Source organism: Paenibacillus sp. An7, from assembly GCF_009870785.1.
Lineage (GTDB): Bacteria > Bacillota > Bacilli > Paenibacillales > Paenibacillaceae > Paenibacillus.
In genome coordinates this window covers 38,800-56,395 of record NZ_WTWX01000016.1, presented here as the reverse complement: position 1 = coordinate 56,395, position 17,596 = coordinate 38,800, and the positions used below count along the sequence as shown (strand labels likewise).

14 protein-coding genes and 1 riboswitch are annotated in these 17,596 nt (G+C 41.3%); of the genes, 2 read left to right on the top strand and 12 right to left on the bottom strand.

Annotated features, from left to right (window positions below):
- The first annotated feature begins 147 nt into the window (after nt 1-147).
- Nucleotides 148-288, top strand: a riboswitch (cyclic di-AMP (ydaO/yuaA leader).
- 4 nt (nt 289-292) lie between these two features.
- Nucleotides 293-754 carry a C40 family peptidase gene (locus GQY27_RS16160; RefSeq protein WP_160036278.1) on the top strand — a complete coding sequence of 154 codons (462 nt, stop codon included), beginning with the start codon at nt 293-295 and terminating at the stop codon, nt 752-754.
- A 95-nt stretch (nt 755-849) separates the two neighbouring features.
- On the opposite strand, the gene glgD is transcribed toward GQY27_RS16160, so the two are convergent.
- The 4 genes from glgD to GQY27_RS16140 form a co-directional block, all read right to left on the bottom strand.
- The gene (gene glgD / locus GQY27_RS16155) at nt 850-1,950 is read right to left on the bottom strand and encodes a glucose-1-phosphate adenylyltransferase subunit GlgD (RefSeq protein ID WP_160036276.1); all 1,101 of its coding nucleotides are present in this window, start codon (nt 1,948-1,950) and stop codon (nt 850-852) included.
- Between the two features lie 25 nt (nt 1,951-1,975).
- Nucleotides 1,976-3,130 carry a glucose-1-phosphate adenylyltransferase gene (locus tag GQY27_RS16150; protein ID WP_160036274.1) on the bottom strand — a complete coding sequence of 385 codons (1,155 nt, stop codon included), beginning with the start codon at nt 3,128-3,130 and terminating at the stop codon, nt 1,976-1,978.
- 382 nt (nt 3,131-3,512) lie between these two features.
- Nucleotides 3,513-5,387 carry a PAS domain-containing protein gene (locus GQY27_RS16145; protein WP_160036272.1) on the bottom strand — a complete coding sequence of 625 codons (1,875 nt, stop codon included), beginning with the start codon at nt 5,385-5,387 and terminating at the stop codon, nt 3,513-3,515.
- A 191-nt stretch (nt 5,388-5,578) separates the two neighbouring features.
- Complete coding sequence (locus GQY27_RS16140; protein ID WP_160036270.1) at nt 5,579-6,313, bottom strand: DUF1836 domain-containing protein; 735 nt, start codon at nt 6,311-6,313, stop codon at nt 5,579-5,581.
- A 247-nt stretch (nt 6,314-6,560) separates the two neighbouring features.
- Here GQY27_RS16140 and GQY27_RS16135 point away from each other — a divergent pair, with 247 nt between their 5' ends.
- On the top strand, nt 6,561-7,904 hold the full coding sequence (locus tag GQY27_RS16135) for a hemolysin family protein (protein WP_160036268.1): 1,344 nt from the start codon (nt 6,561-6,563) through the stop codon (nt 7,902-7,904).
- A 61-nt stretch (nt 7,905-7,965) separates the two neighbouring features.
- Here the strand turns inward: GQY27_RS16135 and GQY27_RS16130 are convergent, their stop codons facing one another.
- The 8 genes from GQY27_RS16130 to ppdK form a co-directional block, all read right to left on the bottom strand.
- Nucleotides 7,966-8,892: a manganese-dependent inorganic pyrophosphatase gene (locus GQY27_RS16130; RefSeq protein WP_160036266.1), complete on the bottom strand. Its 927-nt coding sequence runs from the start codon at nt 8,890-8,892 to the stop codon at nt 7,966-7,968.
- A 134-nt stretch (nt 8,893-9,026) separates the two neighbouring features.
- The gene (gene infC / locus GQY27_RS16125; RefSeq protein WP_160036264.1) at nt 9,027-9,497 is read right to left on the bottom strand and encodes a translation initiation factor IF-3; all 471 of its coding nucleotides are present in this window, start codon (nt 9,495-9,497) and stop codon (nt 9,027-9,029) included.
- Nucleotides 9,498-9,575: 78 nt separating this feature from the next.
- Nucleotides 9,576-11,465: an LTA synthase family protein gene (locus GQY27_RS16120; protein ID WP_201450740.1), complete on the bottom strand. Its 1,890-nt coding sequence runs from the start codon at nt 11,463-11,465 to the stop codon at nt 9,576-9,578.
- A gap of 156 nt (nt 11,466-11,621) precedes the next feature.
- A complete protein-coding gene (locus GQY27_RS16115) occupies nt 11,622-12,392 on the bottom strand; it encodes a DUF3891 family protein (protein ID WP_160036260.1) in 771 nt (256 codons plus the stop codon).
- 20 nt (nt 12,393-12,412) lie between these two features.
- Nucleotides 12,413-13,333, bottom strand: coding sequence for a GNAT family protein (locus GQY27_RS16110; RefSeq protein WP_160036258.1), 921 nt, complete (start codon nt 13,331-13,333; stop codon nt 12,413-12,415).
- 74 nt (nt 13,334-13,407) lie between these two features.
- Complete coding sequence (locus GQY27_RS16105) at nt 13,408-14,196, bottom strand: pyruvate, water dikinase regulatory protein (protein WP_160036256.1); 789 nt, start codon at nt 14,194-14,196, stop codon at nt 13,408-13,410.
- Nucleotides 14,197-14,214: 18 nt separating this feature from the next.
- A complete protein-coding gene (ccpN, locus tag GQY27_RS16100) occupies nt 14,215-14,853 on the bottom strand; it encodes a transcriptional regulator CcpN (RefSeq protein ID WP_236570630.1) in 639 nt (212 codons plus the stop codon).
- Between the two features lie 27 nt (nt 14,854-14,880).
- Nucleotides 14,881-17,577 (bottom strand): pyruvate, phosphate dikinase, encoded by a 2,697-nt coding sequence (ppdK, locus tag GQY27_RS16095; RefSeq protein ID WP_160036254.1) that lies wholly within the window; start codon nt 17,575-17,577, stop codon nt 14,881-14,883.
- Between the last annotated feature and the right edge of the window lie 19 nt (nt 17,578-17,596).

The following is a 17,596-nucleotide window of genomic DNA, read 5'->3' as shown; positions in this document are numbered from 1 at the left end:
ATAAATTTGAGAAAAAGATAGCGGAATTAGCAGAATCAGGTTGATAATTCATTCTGTCAATGTTAAAATTCGATGTAGAGAAAGTAACATTTTCGTAATTATTATTGTAACTAATTGTTATCACTAAGATGAATATACAAGGTGCAATCACGATAACCGCCGAATTCTTACGCACCTAAGAAGCGGGGGACCCGCCTACCATGGGTGAATTGATCTCGAAACAGAGTGATCATAGGGTACCTTCAACCGAATCCTTAGCTAACCTCGCAGGCATTGGAAGGAGTATTACATTTTGAAAAAGAAACTCGCATCAGCAGCATTAGGACTCACATTACTATTCACCGCAGGACTCGGGCAAGCTTCCGCTTCTGTACTTTCTACTACAGTAAATAACACCGTTGGTGTTCCTTATAAATACGGCGGTACTACACTCACAGGGTTTGATTGCTCTGGGTTTACTCGTTATGTATACAAAAAATTAGGGGTAACTTTACCTCATAGTTCGAAACAACAATACAAAAAAGGTACATCCGTCAAGAAATCTGCTCTAACCAAAGGTGATCTGGTATTCTTTGATACAAGCGGTAAAGGCATTTCGCATGTTGGAATATACCTAAGCGATAACAAGTTTGTCTCTGCTACCTCCTCTAAAGGGATCGCCATTACACCTATTAACAAGGGGTATTGGAGTTCAAAATATTACGGTGCAAAACGTGTGCTTAGTTCTTCCGCAGCAAAAAAAGCTGACTTATAGTATACATATAAACTGCCTCCACGATTATGAAACTTCAGAACCGCCACATATAAAAAAAGGTCAGAGGATTACTCTTCTGACCTTTTTTTCATGATTTAGATTTGGCTGCTTTTGGCAATGACATAAGGCTGCTTAGGATCACCAATCAGGGTGCAATCCGCTGCTAAATGCACATCTTTATCAAGGATTACATTCTCCAGTACGGCATTTTCCTCAATAACACATTTCTGCATGATGATCGAATTTCGAATTTGAGCCCCTTTGTGAACTTTGACTCCTCTAAATATAATACTATTCTCGACCTGTCCTCCAATAATACAACCATTCGCAATCAAAGAGTTGCTTACTTCCGCATCACCCAGAAACCTAGTCGGTGGTTCATATTTGATTTTGGTATGAATCTCATTTTGTTTGAACAAACGTTGATATTGTTCTTGATGAAGTAGATCCATACTATTACGATAATAACTTTCTACCGAGTTAATAACGGTATGGTATCCATCAAAAGCAAAACCAGCAATGTTTAAGTTATCCAAATTATCTTGGATTCCATCACGGAAGAAGTAATCTTGACCATGCGCGATACAGTGATCTACCAATTTCAAAAACAGTTGTTTCTCCATAATAAATGCACCGAGATATATATTAGGATGATCTCCTTCTTGGTGAATTCCAGTCACTTTCGCACCGTCTACATCAACCCGTACACAGGATTCATGTTCAGGAAGGATTTCATCTACCTTTTTATAAAGAAGAGTAACGTCAGCTTGCTGAGAGATATGAAACTGATACATTTCCCGGTAATCCATGGAGTAAATATGCTGACTGCCGGTATGAATAATATGAGTCCCTTTGGCCCTAAGAAAATAATCACGATTATTATGAAAATGCTGCAGATCGCCTCTCGAACGGTCGGTAGGATCATTCCAGTCTGGCGGAAGAATAAAGAGCCCCCCGTGTTTGCGATCTAGGTCCCAAGGAGCCCCCTGCCCCAAATGATCCAGCAGCGACCGATACTTCCTGCGTACAAAAAGTGCCGTATGATGAATGTTAGAATGCATTAAATTGGACAATACAAAATCGATCAAACGATACCTACCCGCAAAAGGAACGGCAGCACCACAGCGAAAATACGTTAATTCATTCATTAACTCAAGTTCTTGATCCAGGTTCACTACACCCATGAGATGTTGCATACTAGGTCACCGTCCTCACTGTTATTTAGCTAAGTCCATACGTATGTTGCCTATAGGTCTCATCAATTAGTAAAATGTCATCTTCCTGGTCTCCAGTACCCCCAACCACAGAATAATCTTCAATAACTGTACCTTCGCTTACAATCGCCCTGTGAAGTCTCACATTCTTTCCTATTTTCACTTTAGGCATAATCACAGAATCCGTAATTACACTTCCTTCCCCAATCTCAACCCCATAAAATAATACCGATTTGCTGACTTCGCCTTCAACAATGCATCCTTCATTCACGATACTGTTACGAACCTTTCCTTTTGTACCGATATAGCCGGCTGGTTCATTCGGATTACGGGAATAGATACGCCACTGTGGATCATTTAAATTCAAGGGAGGATCGTCACTTAACAGATCCATATTTGCTTCCCATAAACTCTTAACCGTTCCTACATCTTTCCAGTAACCGCTGAATGGATAAGCATACAGCTTCTTCTCATTCTTGAGGAGAAGTGGAATAATATCATGACCGAAATCATAGGTAGAGTCTGGATCTTGTTCACTTTCAAGAAGGTGTTGTCTCAGAACAGACCATCTAAACATGTATACTCCCATCGATGCCAGCGTACTCTTTGGATGTTCAGGCTTCTCTTCAAACTCATAAATCTCATAATTGTTATTTGTATTCAAAATGCCAAATCGGCTTGCTTCCTGTAAAGGAACATCAATGACCGAAATTGTGCAATCCGAATTTTGGTTTTTGTGATACTGAAGCATGGCATCATAATTCATCTTATAGATATGATCACCTGATAAGATCAGTACATGCTCTGGTTCAAACTGATCAACAAAATTCAAATTCCGATAGATGGCATCTGCTGTACCTCTGTACCAGTTATTACTCCCCTCTCTCTCATGCGGCGGAAGAACAAACACACCTCCATTTCGGCGATTTAAATCCCAATCACTGCCGATCCCCACATACGAATGGAGCACCAAAGGCTCAAACTGTGTTAATACGCCTACCGTATCAATTCCCGAATTTGCACAATTACTCAGCGGAAAATCAATAATGCGGTAAGTTCCCCCAAAATAAACAGCGGGCTTAGCTAAAGTCTTCGTCAGCCCTTTTAATCGTTTACCCTGACCTCCGGCCAGTAACATAGCTACCACTTCTTTTTTGTTCATAAAATAGCCTCCTCAAGATGTAAAATTGTATAACAGCTGCTTAAGTGAGTAGAAATAAGCAAATAACATATTGAAGATGCCTGTGACTGGACATTAGAAGGCTAAACACTTGTAGAGTTGAGGTAACACCATGGAGGTTGGTCTTAGAAGATGGTTAGTAGAGAGGTGAAAACTTATAAAGGGTGTTTTAGAAGAAAAAACTCTCTATGTTGTTAATTTATGTATACACAGTTCTATTTCATTATAATCATCAAAATTCCTTCTTTTCGTCTTGCATTCGGAGGTAATATTATAGGCGGTTGGAACGAATAATAAAAAAAGAAATGGACAGTCCTTCTTTTCTCTACCGAGAACAAGGTCAAGACTGTCCTTTTTAATGTTTTCATACGGCATCCAGCTCCAGTAAAAATTGAAAGGTTGCTCCCTTCCCTTCATCACTGCTGACGCTGATACTGCCCCCCATAACTTCAACCAAACGTTTTGAAATGGCTAGTCCAAGACCAGTTCCACCGTATTTTCGATTAATGGAAGTATCTAACTGCGAGAATGATTGAAACAATTCATTCTGTTTATGAAGTGGAATTCCAATACCCGTATCTTGGATCTGAAATACGAGGAGTTTTCGATGTGCGAGATGTGTGTTCATCTGTTCAATTTGTATAACTACTTCACCATCATTCGTAAATTTAATTCCATTACTGATGAGGTTAATTAAAATTTGCTTGATCTTCGTTTCATCACCTAAGAAGGTTTCTGGAATATTCTCATCATAATTCAGAATAAGCCGAATCCCTTTTTCTTCTGCTGAAGCGATAAATAAATCATGCACCTCATGAAGTGCTTCAATTAAGGAGAATGGCTCATGCACAACTTCTATTTTTCCGGCTTCAATTTTACTAAAATCAAGCAGTTCTCCAAACATTTGCATGAGTGTATTGCTGCTGTTCGCTATAATCTCTGTATATGACTTCTGCTCCTCATCAAGGTCTGTATCCATTAATAATGAAGTCATCCCCACGATCCCGTTCATCGGCGTCCGCAGTTCGTGACTCATCATCGCAAGAAATTCGGATTTAGCCCGGTCTGCATGAATCGCTTCTTCTTTTGCCTTCATAATCTCTTTAATCGAAGTAATATCTCTAATCACCACTACTGCACCTTTACGTTCACCCTGATCGATTAGCGGAGTAACTTGATACTCGGCAATAAATGTACTTCCATCTTTGCGCCCAAAGATCTCTTCTTTCACACAGTGACTCTCCCCAGACAGAATGCTTTGATATATTGGCATCTTTTGTGGTGCGTATGGATAATGGTTCTCATTAAATTGCAAAAAGTGATTCGTCAGTTTAAGTCCGATTGCTTCCTCTTGATATATGCCGAGCAACTCAGCTCCTTTTTTATTCAAATAAGTCAGATGACCTGCATGATCTACACCAAATATACATTCATCGACTGCATTGAAAATAAGTTCAAGTTGGTTGCTGAGATTCTCAATTTCCTGAAGATATCGTCTGCTATCTGTTATGTCGCTAGTAATACCGTAAACACCTACCACCTTACCGTTCAAAATCGTAGGAACATTGATTACATTTACTTCAATGGAATGACCCTCTTTATGAAGCATATGTATATGGTACGATTGCGGAATCCCTTTGGAAGCCATAGAAAAGTGATAATTGGTCTTCGCTATATAATCGGGATGAATTAGATGAGTGTATCGGTCCATAAGAAGCTCTTCTTCTGTATGACCTGTTATCTTACACTGCCCTTCATTTACCCGCAGTAAATGGCCGCTTAGATCCATAGAAGCTACACCTAATGGATTATATTTAAATAGAGATTTAGATTCTTCCCATTCTCTTTCCGCTGCCAAGTCTTTAATTGGATTAACTGCCTGAACAATAAAACAATGGTCTTCCTGTTCTGAATCTTCTAGCAGCGAGAAGTGAAGCTGTACTTCTTGTGACTTGATACGCTCCTTGTTTAGTAGAACTTTGTAATGAACCGAATCCTCGCTGCCTGTCTCCAATTCATAAGCAATCTGCTTAAAATTAATATGTTCTACGTCTTGTAAACCTACTATATGTATAAAAGATTTAGAGAGCAGTTCATCTGAACACTGTTCAGTCCATTTCTCAAACGCTTTATTCACTTTACATATGATTCCCTTATCACCAACAACCATGGCCATCGGAATGGGTGCATTCTGAAAGATGCTCTTCCAGACTTTACTGTCTGTTAAAGGCCCTGACATGTGGCCGCCTCCTTCACCTACCAATTGTATCTACTTTAATAGTTACCTCTTTTTGCCTTACTCCAAACTAAGGTTACAAAAGATTCATCTTTTTTAATTTATCCTTCTTACTCTTTTTGCATATGTAAAACTGCACCTCCAGTTACTAGATTGTGTCTAACAACTGGAGGTGCAGTTCAGGATTTATAACATTATAGAAATAAGGTTGCATTTAAATATCGTTTTGAAAGGGAGTGCAGATACGTCGTTTGTACCGATAAGATGGCAATAAATATAATATTTCTCACAATAAGGTGCTGTCTTTCCGTTAAATAAGAGAAGGATTGTACCATCTTGTCCACTGCTGACAGTACCTGCGACTCTGTCTCCCTATCCGTGTGAATAAGACGCTCTTTCTCACAGTCTAACTGTTCAAACAGGTCTGCATACGTATTATATAAGATCAGCGGATTTAATAAATCATCATCATCACGCACTGGATCGATAAAAATTCCTTTGAACAGATTACGGATAGAATCGAAGTCAAGAAGTGCTTTTAAATCATCTATAATAAAAAGAAGTGCTGCTTGATGAATGGAATATTTTTTCCCGATCTTCGGTGAAACAAAATATTCTTTGAAATCCCGCTTCACCCAATTTTGCATTGAAGTAAGGGATGTATTTGAATATTCAATCATTTGTGCGAGTGACGCAATCTCTTGCAGGGAGAAACCAGCCGTTCGATTGCCTTTAATTAATTTCTCTAAGATGGGAGGAAGCGAAGTAGATAAGAAGGCTGCATAGGTGTTTCCCTGATCGACGTCAGATCTATGGTGCTCCGTCCATGCTTTCTGCAGCAGTTCGAGCGGTGTTATCTTATGGTGTCCTTCGATGGACAGCAGCAGTTGTGCCATTTCGCTGCGAGTAAGGGTGAATAACTCTGTCATCTCACGGACCTCCTATATTATTGTATACTAGTCCTATTAAATCATATGGACTAATATTACGTGACCCGCTATCCCTTGTAAAGGTGTGCAAGCGAGCGCAAAAGTGTATATTGTTAAACAATTTTGACCTAAAACGCCATAAATCAGCTAAACAAGACGATATTGACCATTGCTCTCCCTATGATAAGTTCTGTATACTAGTTCATATGAACCTAAAATTTATTATAAAGGATTGTGAAGATGTCTAATGGATGACATAGGACTAGGACTGAATTTGTTTTTGTTTGTTGTATTAATTGCACTTACGGCTTTCTTCGTAGCTACTGAATTTGCCATTATTAAGTTGCGACCGAGCCGAATTGATCAATTAGTACTGGAAGGACGCAGAGGTGCACTTGCCGTACAGAAAGTGACATCCAATCTGGATGGATACTTGTCTGCGTGTCAGCTTGGTATTACGATAACAGCTCTAGGACTTGGATGGCTCGGTGAGCCTACTGTAGCAAGAATGGTTGAACCGTTGTTTGAACGATTCGGCATCGCTGCAGAAATTGGCCACATCGTTTCCTTCATTACTGCCTTTACTATCGTTACCTTCTTGCACGTCGTTGTGGGTGAACTCGCTCCGAAAACAATGGCTATTCAGAAAGCAGAAACTGTGACCTTCCTGGTTGCAAGACCCATTATGTTGTTCTATAAAATCATGTATCCTTTTATATGGCTTTTAAACGGATCGGCCAATGGCTTGGTTCGAATTTTCGGATTGAAACCAGCAAGTGAACATGAAGATGCTCACTCTGAAGAAGAGATACAAATTATTTTATCTGAGAGCTATCAAAGCGGGAAAATTAATAATACAGAATACGGATATGTAAATCGTATTTTCGCTTTTGACGAATTATTAGCAAAAGAAATTATGATCCCTCGTACCGATATGGTTTGTCTATATACGAATAATACGTTTGATCAGAACATGGAAATTATCCGTAGAGAACAATACACACGCTTTCCTGTTGCCGATCAAGGCAAAGATCAGATTATAGGAATGATTAATACGAAGCAAATGTTCCTTAATTATGAGGAAGGTAAAAGTCTTGATCTCAAACAGTTTATGCATCCTGTTCTTACCGTATCTGAAGCTACAGCGGTTAATGATCTGTTAAAACGCATGCAGAAAGAACAAGTCCATCTCGCTGTTTTAGTAGATGAATTTGGTGGAACAGCCGGGCTTGTCACTATCGAAGATATTCTCGAAGAGATCGTCGGCGAAATTCGAGATGAATTTGACTCTGAAGAACGCAAGGAAATTGAACAACTTGGAGAGCTTCACTACATCGTAGATGGAAAAATTCAGCTTGATCAAATCGCAGATATGACGGGAATACATTTCGATTTGGAAACTGCGGATACGATTGGTGGATGGTTGTATACCATCTTGCTTAACCCAAAACCAGGTCTAACGCATCTTCATCAAGGTCTCCTCTTTACCGTCAAAGAAGTAGGACGCAACCGAGTGAAGAAAGTCGAGTTTAAGAAAGCACCAGAAATTACGGAGAATAGCATGGAACATGAACCTACGGTTTCGTTCTAAATAGAGTAGACATAACAAAACCCTCTGACAGCTGTCAGAGGGTTTTGTGTATTTTCAAGTGTTATGCTAATGCTTCTGTAAGAACAGGAACAATTTGAGATTTACGAGATACTACACCTTTGAGTAATGCCTTGTTCTCAATAAGTTGTACACCATAAGCACGTTCTACAGCTTCTGCTTTTTCACCGATTGCAAGAGCAACGGAATCATTATTCAGAATATCCGTAATTACGAAAAGGAACAAATCTAATTTTTTCTCTTGAACATTAGCTGAAATGGCTGCTTCCAGTTCCTCTTGTTTTGCAAGCACATCATTAACGTCTACTGTATTCACTTGTGCAATTTCCACTTTGGAGCTGCCCATTTGGAACTCTTTTGCATCGAGTGTCAGCAGTTGAGGAATTGATTTTTTGCTCAGATCAGCACCTGCTTTTAGCATGTCCAGACCATATACTTTAGCGTCTACGCCAGCAATTGCAGCGAGTTCTTCTGCAGCAGCTACATCTTGATCTGTGCATGTAGGAGATTTAAACAAAAGTGAATCTGAAATAATAGCAGACAACATCAAACCAGCAATGGGCTTTGAAATCTCCACATTATTTTCTTTATACAATTTATTAAGTATGGTTGCTGTGCAGCCCACAGGCTCCGCACGATAGTATAACGGCTGGCTTGTCTCAAAATTTGCAATACGATGATGATCAATAACTTCAGTAACTTGTACTTGATCAATATCACTTACACTTTGCTGACGTTCATTATGGTCTACCAAAATAACTTTGTTTACTTCATTCGCAACAGTCTCTACTAGACGCGGTGCAACAACGCCAAAGTAATCAAGAGCATACTGAGTTTCGCCGTTCACCTCGCCAAGACGTACCGCCTCTGCTTCTAAGCCCAGTTTGTTTTTCAGATCAGCATATGCGAGTGCAGAGCAGATCGTATCCGTGTCGGGATTTTTGTGGCCAAAGATTAAAGTTTTCTCCATGAAAAGTAACCTCCGATAATTGTTAGAGTAAGTTCATATTTTAGATCATCCGTTAAGGATGTAAGTCCTTTTAAGATTATAGCGTTAAATCATCTGTATTCCAATAACTCTACCTTGAATTTAACAACATTTTTTTAAGGATGTAATTCCACAACTGCCTGTTTACCGCTAAGCTGGATTCCTGTACTTGGTTTCCCGAATGGTTTTAAATCCCGAATGAAGTCTTCAAGTAATTTCTTAGCTGCCTCTCCTTGCTTTCCTTGAATCTTCACAACCAGCTTTACAATATCACCGGTTTTTAGAATCCGCTCCATCTGTGTTCTTTTGGTATCATAATCATGCTCCTCAATATGAGGTGTCAGCCTGATCTCCTTCGTCTTTGGCGCTCTGTCCTTACGTTTGTCAGCAAGTGCTTCCTGTTTCGCTGCACCCGCCCCAATCAGTTTACAAGGCGGCGGACTTGTCATGAGTGAGGTGCATACTAAGTCCACTTTTAACTCCTTTGCTAGCTTCAACGCTTCTGATGTAGACATAAGTCCGAAATCTTCTCCAGCTAGACCTGTCACATGTACTTCTGATGCTTTTATCTTTTCATTTTTGATCATCAGTTCTTCTCCTCTTGTCTTTCATTTTTCCTGCCAAAAGGCACCGTATCATCATACGGTGCCTTTGCGATTCTATTTTTATAATCCGCGTTTTGGAAGCAGCTTCACATATTCATCAGACAACTTCATGAGCTGCATAATGTAATCATAGTCTGACTTATATTTTTCAAAGTCTTCCACAGGAGTCAGGGTTTCAAGTGAAATAGCAGTTCCGTCCTCAAACCCAGTACCTGGAACAAACATAATATCATTATTGAAGAAAGAACCCGTTGGCAAGTAATATCGCATTCCAATCACATTTTGATCCACATTCAGCAGATCCTGACCGAATGCAGTAAACTTCGTGTCCTCAAGTGAAATACCGAGCAGATTGCTGACCGTAGGCAGAATATCCATCTGTCCGCCGACCGTCTCAATTTCTTGCCCTTCCATCCCTGGCACATGAATGATTAGAGGAATATTAAACCTGCTTACCTGTTCATGATACGGAATACCAAGTGCTGCTTCGACTTCTTCTGGGGAAGTACTTTGATTCTGTAATCCGAAATGGTCACCATATACAACAAGCACTGTTTCATCCCATAATCCTTGTTCTTTTAGACCATCGATCAACGTTCCAAGCGCATAATCCGCATAATTCAGTGAAGTCAAATATTCCCCAAGCGCTGTTCCTTCGATAGAAGCAGGAGTATTCCACTTCACAAATTCCGGTTTCACTTTGAATGGAGAATGGCTCGAAGCCGTTACAAACTGAGCGTAAAAAGGTTTGTTCTGTGCTTTTAACTCTGCCAGTTTTTCAACTCCAACACGGAATAGTTCTTCATCGGAAGCTCCCATTTCATTATAATCATCATTATTGTAATAGGGCTTATCAAAATACTGATCAAAATGCAGTGCAGGATACATCTTAATTCGATCCCAGAAGCTAACCGAATTCACATGAAATGTTTCGGCTGTATATCCTTCATTTTGCAGCAGTCTCGGCAGACTCGGAAGTACGCGGTCTCCATACCCGGTAGACATGGCAATCGTGCCAAGCGGATAAATCGATGTATTTGAGATAAATTCAGCATCCGAAGTATTTCCTTGCCCAATCTGCTGGAAGACATTTGTGAAATAAAGACTATCTTTTACAAGTTCATTCAGAACCGGTGTAACTTCTTGACCTTCTACCGATTGCCCGATCGGGAAACGCTGGAAAGATTCAAGCTGCACGACAATGACATTTTTACCTTTCATCGCTCCATATCCTTCTGGTTTCACATCAGGATCCTTCTCCGAGGTCTGATAAGGATAAGATGACTTCAGATCATTAACTTTCTTAATGGTCTCTTCCAGATTCCCAGCAGCGATTGCCTTATTCTCTGCTTTCGCATGAATCGCGGCAGCAATCTGATAATTCAGAAATCCCAGTTCATCTGCACGAACGGTTTCATTCTCGATCGTACCATCTTTCGCAATCGTTAAACCGGAGAGAATAACACAAATGGCTCCGACCGCAACTATAGAGATCCGGGAAAGCTGTTTCGTATACAATCGGCGTTTGCCTTGCATGCGTTGGTAGAACCACCAAATTGCCATTAAGATTACATCAGCGAAAAATAAGAAATGGATCGGTTTAATGAGCATACCAATACTTCCTGCTACTTGCGGAATCTGATTCAAGCTGAGTAGCGTTGTGTAAGTAGGTATAGAGCCAAACTGCACGTTATACAGCGTTGCTGCGAACAAAATGAGAGAAAAGAGTGTATTTAGTACGAAATAAGCACTGCCTTTCCATTTGCGCGGACTAATCAGTTCCCATAGGCTTAGAATAACGAGAATCGCTAGGGCATCTGCACCTAAACGGTCCAGTGATAAATCTCTAAAAACGAAGAAACGGAATAAGGCAAACTTTGCCAAAAGTAAAACAAATACAACAACAAATAAGGACCCCTGAAGCCCCTTCATCGTTTTTTTCAAAATCATGACCCCATTTATCAAAATTGATTTCTATTTTACAAAATTCTTGATTCATTATAACACTGATTTGATCCGCCTTCCATTTCGGAGAAAGAAAAAAATTAACAAACAAAAAAGAAACGACCGCTGAAGGGCTGTTTCTTTTCTATAAGCTTTATATTTTTACGATGTGTACGTGATTTTTTGAACTGCCGGCTCTGTTTCGTGATACGCTTTGTTTAGTCCTTTATCTCGAATCTCTTTTTTTGCTACCTTTCGGTACAATAAATCCGCCTCAAAAGACTCACTAAATGGAGCAGGCTGCACCTCCACCGTATCTTCATTTTTCCAACATGCTTGGACGGATTCTGATCCTTCTTGAAAAAGAACCGCAGCGGATCCGAGCCCCTTCTGGAACCAAGGATGTTCCTTTTCTTTGCTTACCCCTGGTTCATTCATACATACGTAAAGAGAGAGATCATCACATAATTGAAGTAAGTGATAATGTTGTTTCATTTCAGTCTCTTGAATCAAGCCCAGTTGTTGTTTCAGTTGGTCTTGTCTCTGCTTCTCCTCCTGATTAAAAGAAATACTGAATGGATCGGTTCCATTATTAATATCAGGAAAGGTGGAAAAATGGTGACTTACTAAGTAACCAGCATAAGGATTCACGGATTCTACTTCCTGAATTCCAACTTGGTACATTTTAAGCTTAACCGCATAAGGGTAATCAACGAAATAATAAGGAGCGTTAGTGACTTCGTTCCAGATGGGGTGTGCATCAAGCCGTATCCACCCACGATCGTGCTGTGTGATTGCATAAATGACATCTTGTCTATCTTTCTCATGTATGAAATATTCTGATTTCAAATGCTTGGCAATCTCTCCGCTTAATCTAGCATGTTCATGCTGCTCAATCATAATAAAATGTTCTGCTTGTTCTCTTATCACCATGAGAAATTCAACTCCTGTCATTATCTTTGTTTATGATAAGTAACCCATGCGGGAGCAGGTTCAAACGGATACACATGCAGCATCTCCATTTGGTAAGGATCTGTACTGTCTACTTCGCAAGTAAGCTGCTTGATTCCATTATCAGCGGCGTATCTCATTTGTTCTCTCGTAAGCAGCATAATTAGATCCATTGGCTCAGAAGATGCCACACCTCTCCAACCCATTTCCGCCACTCCGTTCTCTGAAGTCGAATGAAGCAAGGCAAATCCGGCACAATGACCGTTCGTGGCATTGAGAGCAACATAAGAACCTTGTGAATCCAAATCTTGTCCATGGAGGAATGCCTTCCAGCGTGATCGATCGAACAAACCCGGTGGATTCGCCCGGTGCGTATGTTCATAAGTTTTTTTCACAAGATGTACTAGTTCTTCTTCCCCCTGTTCTCTCGCAAGAAATTCTGACAGTGATAACAGCTCATAATCTGAGCGGCGGTTCATAAAGTACTCCTCATCTCTGATAAATCCACACTGAGACGTCGCAATATGTACGTTATATGTATTTCTAATTTCATAGAAACCTTGCTTAACTAGTGCCTGCTTCATCGCAAAGTCGGTTTCCCAAACCGAGATTTGAAGCGGGTATACCATTCTGTGCGCTGATAAAGAATCTAACAATCTCGATGCAATCAGCATTCGATCACTTGAAGGTAAGACGAGAAGTGAAATATAGGTACAATAGGGATGAAACGGACGATGATAGGTAAAAATCATGCCAGCTGGAACTCGATCAGCAAGCGCAACAAAAGCAACTTCTGACTTCGCCGGGTGTACATGTTCCTGGTCATCTACTTTTGATAGCTCTTTTAACTTCATATAAAAATGTTCATGCTCTTCCCCAAAAGGTTCTATCGTAATATTCTGGTACTCCGTTGTTGTTAACAAGCGGCTCCCCCCTATACGCATTTGTCTTATCTATTATCGTATCAAAAGAAGCAGAAAACCGCCAGAAGGCGGTTTCATATATAACCAAGTATCATTCCCGCTGTTTCTTCAATCGCTTTGTCTGTAACATTAATAACCGGGCAGCCTAACCGATCAAATAGGTTGTATGCATATTCGAGTTCCTCCACAATTCTAGCAAGCGAAGCATAATTAGAACCATGCGGCAAACCCATGACTTTTAGACGTTCTGTGCGAATTTTGAGCAGATGTTCTGCGTCCATCGTAAGACCGATGACTTGACCCTTGATCGCTTCATTAAGCGGATCAGGGGGTTTGATCTCAGGCACGACAGGATAATTTACGACCTTATACCCTTTATGGGCCAGAAAAATACTGAGCGGCGTTTTCGAAGTTCGGGACACACCAAGAAGGACAATATCCGCTTTTCGAATTGCACTGGTATCTTTGCCGTCATCACATTTTACTGCGAACTCAACGGCTTCTACCCGGCGAAAATAGTCTTCATCCAGGCGATGGAGCACCCCTGGTCTTTGCGTAGGAGAATCATGAAATGTATCAATAAATGCCTGCATCATGGGCCCCATAATATCCACTGTTCGGATACTCAGCCGAATGGACTCTTCTTTGATCAGTTCACGAAGTTCTGGCTGCACAAGAGTATAAGCAACAAACCCTGACATTCGATGAACTTCTTCCATTAGATCGCGGATCTCTTCCTCACTGCGAATTTGGGGATAACGTTTAATCTGAATTTGCAAGGATTCAAATTGGTGCAATGCAGCTCTCACAACAAGATCTGCAGTCTCCCCGAGTGAATCCGAGCATATAGCAACAAATTGCATATTTTCTCCTCCAGCGGCCTATTCTACTGCGATCTGAACGACAAGCTTGGTTATGGTGGTCTTCGTTATTCTGCCAACGACTTCATACCCATCCTCTTGATTCCACGTTCGAATGACAGGAAGACTGTCCACTTCATAATTAATCATTTTCTGTGCAGCCTCTACGACATGATCTTCTGGTGTAACGGCAATGATCTGTACGGCTCTCGTCATCAGCATACATACAGGCACTTCGGATAGATCTTGGTTCCCAAGCGTCATCTTCAGGAGGTCTTTTCGAGATAAAATGCCAGAAAGTCTACCTTCTTTGTTAATAACAAATAGAGTCCCCACGTCTTCTAAAAAGAGAGCAACGACAGCTTCGTGAATCGTTGCATCTTCATTAATTACGACCGGAACACTTTGAATATCTTTAACTTTCATATTCACTAACGCAGTTCGAAGCGGTTCCTTCGTCGTCAGACGCTCACCAGGAAAATATCCAACCTTGGGCTTTGCAGACAAGTACTGTGTCATGACAAGAAGAGAAAGATCGCTGCGTATCGTTGGTTTAGGCAAGCCCAGCTGTTCAGCGATCTGATCTCCAATAATCGGTGTCTTCTTCTGCACAATGTCAATAATTTGCTGTTGGCGTGCGGTAAGTTCTATTTTATTCACCCTCCAGCGTGATTTGTTAACTATCTCTTATGCTGTAGAAGATACCTTATTCTCACCCTGTGATGTCTTCGTTATATTCGAAGTTTGAATTTGTGCTTGGGCAGCAGCGATCCGTGCAAACGGCACACGGTAAGGAGAGCAGCTAATATAATCCAGTCCTGCGTTATGGAAAAAGAAAATAGAATCTCGCTCCCCTGCATGTTCTCCGCAGATTCCTGCTGCAAGTTCTGGTTTAAGGGACCTTCCTTGTTCAAGTGCAATGCGAATCAGTTCACCCACTCCCTCTTGATCTAATACTTCAAATGGATTCGCAGGAAGAATCTTTTGTTCTACATAATGGTTTAAAAACTTCCGCTCTGCATCATCTCGGCTGTATCCCAGTGTCATCTGAGTCAGGTCATTCGTGCCAAACGAGAAAAAGTCGGCATGCTCTGCTATTTGTGACGCCGTAAGTGCAGCACGAGGAACCTCAATCATCGTACCTACACGGTAAGGACAATGGATTCGTTCTTCCCTAAGTACCTGCTCTGCTACTTCATCAACTAATTTACGCAGGACAGATAACTCATTTGCGTGACCAATCAGTGGAATCATGATCTCGGGCAGTACTTTGATCCCTTGATGAATACATTGCAGCGCGGCTCTGAATATCGCTTCGATCTGCATATCGTAGATTTCGGGAAAGACGATGCCAAGTCTTGCTCCTCTTTGACCTAACATGGGGTTCGACTCTTTCAATTCTTTCACCTTCTGCATTACACGATCTACCTTCTCAAGTTCATCTGTATCCCCATCGAGAGTAATCATCTTCAGATGTTCTCTTCTTCCTTCAAGCACTTCAAGTTTAGGCAAAAATTCGTGGAGCGGCGGATCAAGCAGCCTGATTGTCACGGGCAGTCCATCCATCTCCATAAAAATTTCCACAAAATCCGATTGCTGTACAGGTAGTAGTCTTTGGAGTGCTTCCTGACGCTCTTGATTACTCCCTGCGACAATGACTCTCTGTACTAGCGGAAGTCTTGATGGAGATAAAAACATATGCTCTGTACGGCATAATCCAATTCCCTCCGCTCCCCATTTACGAGCGAGTCTCACTTCATGAGGGTGGTCACTGTTAGCAAAGACTTTCATTCGTTTCACTTCATCTGCCCAATCCAGCATCCGTGTTAATTCTTCAGAGATTTCAGGCTCCCTCAGTTCGATTTCTCCGGCATACACTTTTCCTGTTCCGCCATCAATCGATATGACATCTCCTTCGCGGAAGATTTGGTTACTACAGATCAGCTCTTTGGTATCTTCTCGCAGTTCTAGTTCTTCACAACCACATACGCAAGGGGTCCCCATTCCTCTCGCCACGACCGCAGCATGGCTTGTCATTCCGCCGCGGAGCGTAAGAAGTCCTTCTGCTGCGATAACACCGTGAATATCCTGCGGAGTCGTTTCTCTGCGCACGAGAATCACTCTTTTTCCAAGAGATGCCCAGGATTCAGCCGTTTCTGCATCAAATACGAGCTGTCCGCTTACTGCGCCAGGAGAAGCAGGTAGTCCGCTGGCTATAATCTCATCTTCTTCTCTAACCTTAATCGATTGATGAAGCAGTTGATTCAAGTGTTCGGGCTCTATACGAATCAGTGCCTCTTCCTTAGTAATAATCCCTTCTTCCGCATAATCAACGGCTGCTTTCATAGCAGCTTGTGCTGTTCGTCTTGCATTTCTCGTCTGTAATATGTAGAGCTGACCTTTCTCAATCGTGAATTCAATATCCTGGATATCGCCATATAGCTCTTCTAATAAAGAAGCTGCTTCATGAAGCTGTTCGTATACGGACGGCATCGTTTGTTTGAGATAAGTTATACCAAAAGGAGTTCTTGTACCGGATACAACTTCTTCTCCTTGGGCAGCAGGCAAGTATTCACCGAGCATCTCATTTCCGCCGGTGGAAGGATTCCTCGTGAACAGAACCCCTGTACCGCTCGTTTCATCCCGATTCCCAAAAATCATTTCCTGTACACTTACAGCCGTGCCTTGATCTTCTGGTATTTTATGAACTTTGCGATAGACCTTAGCCCTTGGATTTGACCAGGAACGGAAAACAGCCCGTACCGCATCAATTAACTGGTCTTCTACGTTTTGCGGGATCGACTTTTTGGCACGATGAAGAATCACTTGTTTATATTGGCTAATCAACTCTTCCAGTTTTTCTATAGGTAACTGTCCGATATGTTCTGCTTCCGATTCACGGTTTAACTGCTGAAGAATTTTAGAAAACGCATTATTTTCGATGTCCATAGCGACATGACCATACATCTGTATAAATCTTGCATAACATTCCAGTGCAAATCTTCGGTCACCTGTAGCTAACGCAAAACCCTCTACGGTTTCATCCGTGAGGCCTAAATTAAGAATGGTATCCATCATGCCAGGCATAGAAGTAACCGCTCCTGAGCGTACCGCAAGTAAAAGAGGGTTCAGCGGATCACCGAAACGCTTGTTTGACGTTTGTTCAAGAGACCGAAGTGCTGTTCGAATCTCATCAATGAGTGTAAGCGGGATATGACCAAGGTGAGTATAATAATCTCTGCAGGAAGCTGTAGTGATCGTGAATCCATAGGGAACTGGTAAACCAGCTTTTGTCATTTCGGCTAGGTCTGCACCTTTACCGCCGAGCAGCTCACGCATAGACGCATTTCCTTCATGAAACAAAAACACCCGCTTGTTCTTCATTTTTATCTCTCCTTGTCAT

What these genes read in the sequence shown, in the direction of transcription:
- GQY27_RS16140 (WP_160036270.1), bottom strand. Translation starts at nt 6,313, where the DNA reads ATGACAGAGTTATTCACCCTTACTCGCAGCGAAATGGCACAACTGCTG.
- GQY27_RS16120 (WP_201450740.1), bottom strand. Translation starts at nt 11,465, where the DNA reads ATGATTTTGAAAAAAACGATGAAGGGGCTTCAGGGGTCCTTATTTGTT.
- GQY27_RS16130 (WP_160036266.1), bottom strand. Translation starts at nt 8,892, where the DNA reads ATGGAGAAAACTTTAATCTTTGGCCACAAAAATCCCGACACGGATACG.
- ppdK (WP_160036254.1), bottom strand. Translation starts at nt 17,577, where the DNA reads ATGAAGAACAAGCGGGTGTTTTTGTTTCATGAAGGAAATGCGTCTATG.
- GQY27_RS16115 (WP_160036260.1), bottom strand. Translation starts at nt 12,392, where the DNA reads ATGGTGATAAGAGAACAAGCAGAACATTTTATTATGATTGAGCAGCAT.
- glgD (WP_160036276.1), bottom strand. Translation starts at nt 1,950, where the DNA reads ATGCAACATCTCATGGGTGTAGTGAACCTGGATCAAGAACTTGAGTTA.
- GQY27_RS16150 (WP_160036274.1), bottom strand. Translation starts at nt 3,130, where the DNA reads ATGAACAAAAAAGAAGTGGTAGCTATGTTACTGGCCGGAGGTCAGGGT.
- GQY27_RS16105 (WP_160036256.1), bottom strand. Translation starts at nt 14,196, where the DNA reads ATGCAATTTGTTGCTATATGCTCGGATTCACTCGGGGAGACTGCAGAT.
- GQY27_RS16135 (WP_160036268.1), top strand. Translation starts at nt 6,561, where the DNA reads ATGGATGACATAGGACTAGGACTGAATTTGTTTTTGTTTGTTGTATTA.
- infC (WP_160036264.1), bottom strand. Translation starts at nt 9,497, where the DNA reads ATGATCAAAAATGAAAAGATAAAAGCATCAGAAGTACATGTGACAGGT.
- GQY27_RS16145 (WP_160036272.1), bottom strand. Translation starts at nt 5,387, where the DNA reads ATGTCAGGGCCTTTAACAGACAGTAAAGTCTGGAAGAGCATCTTTCAG.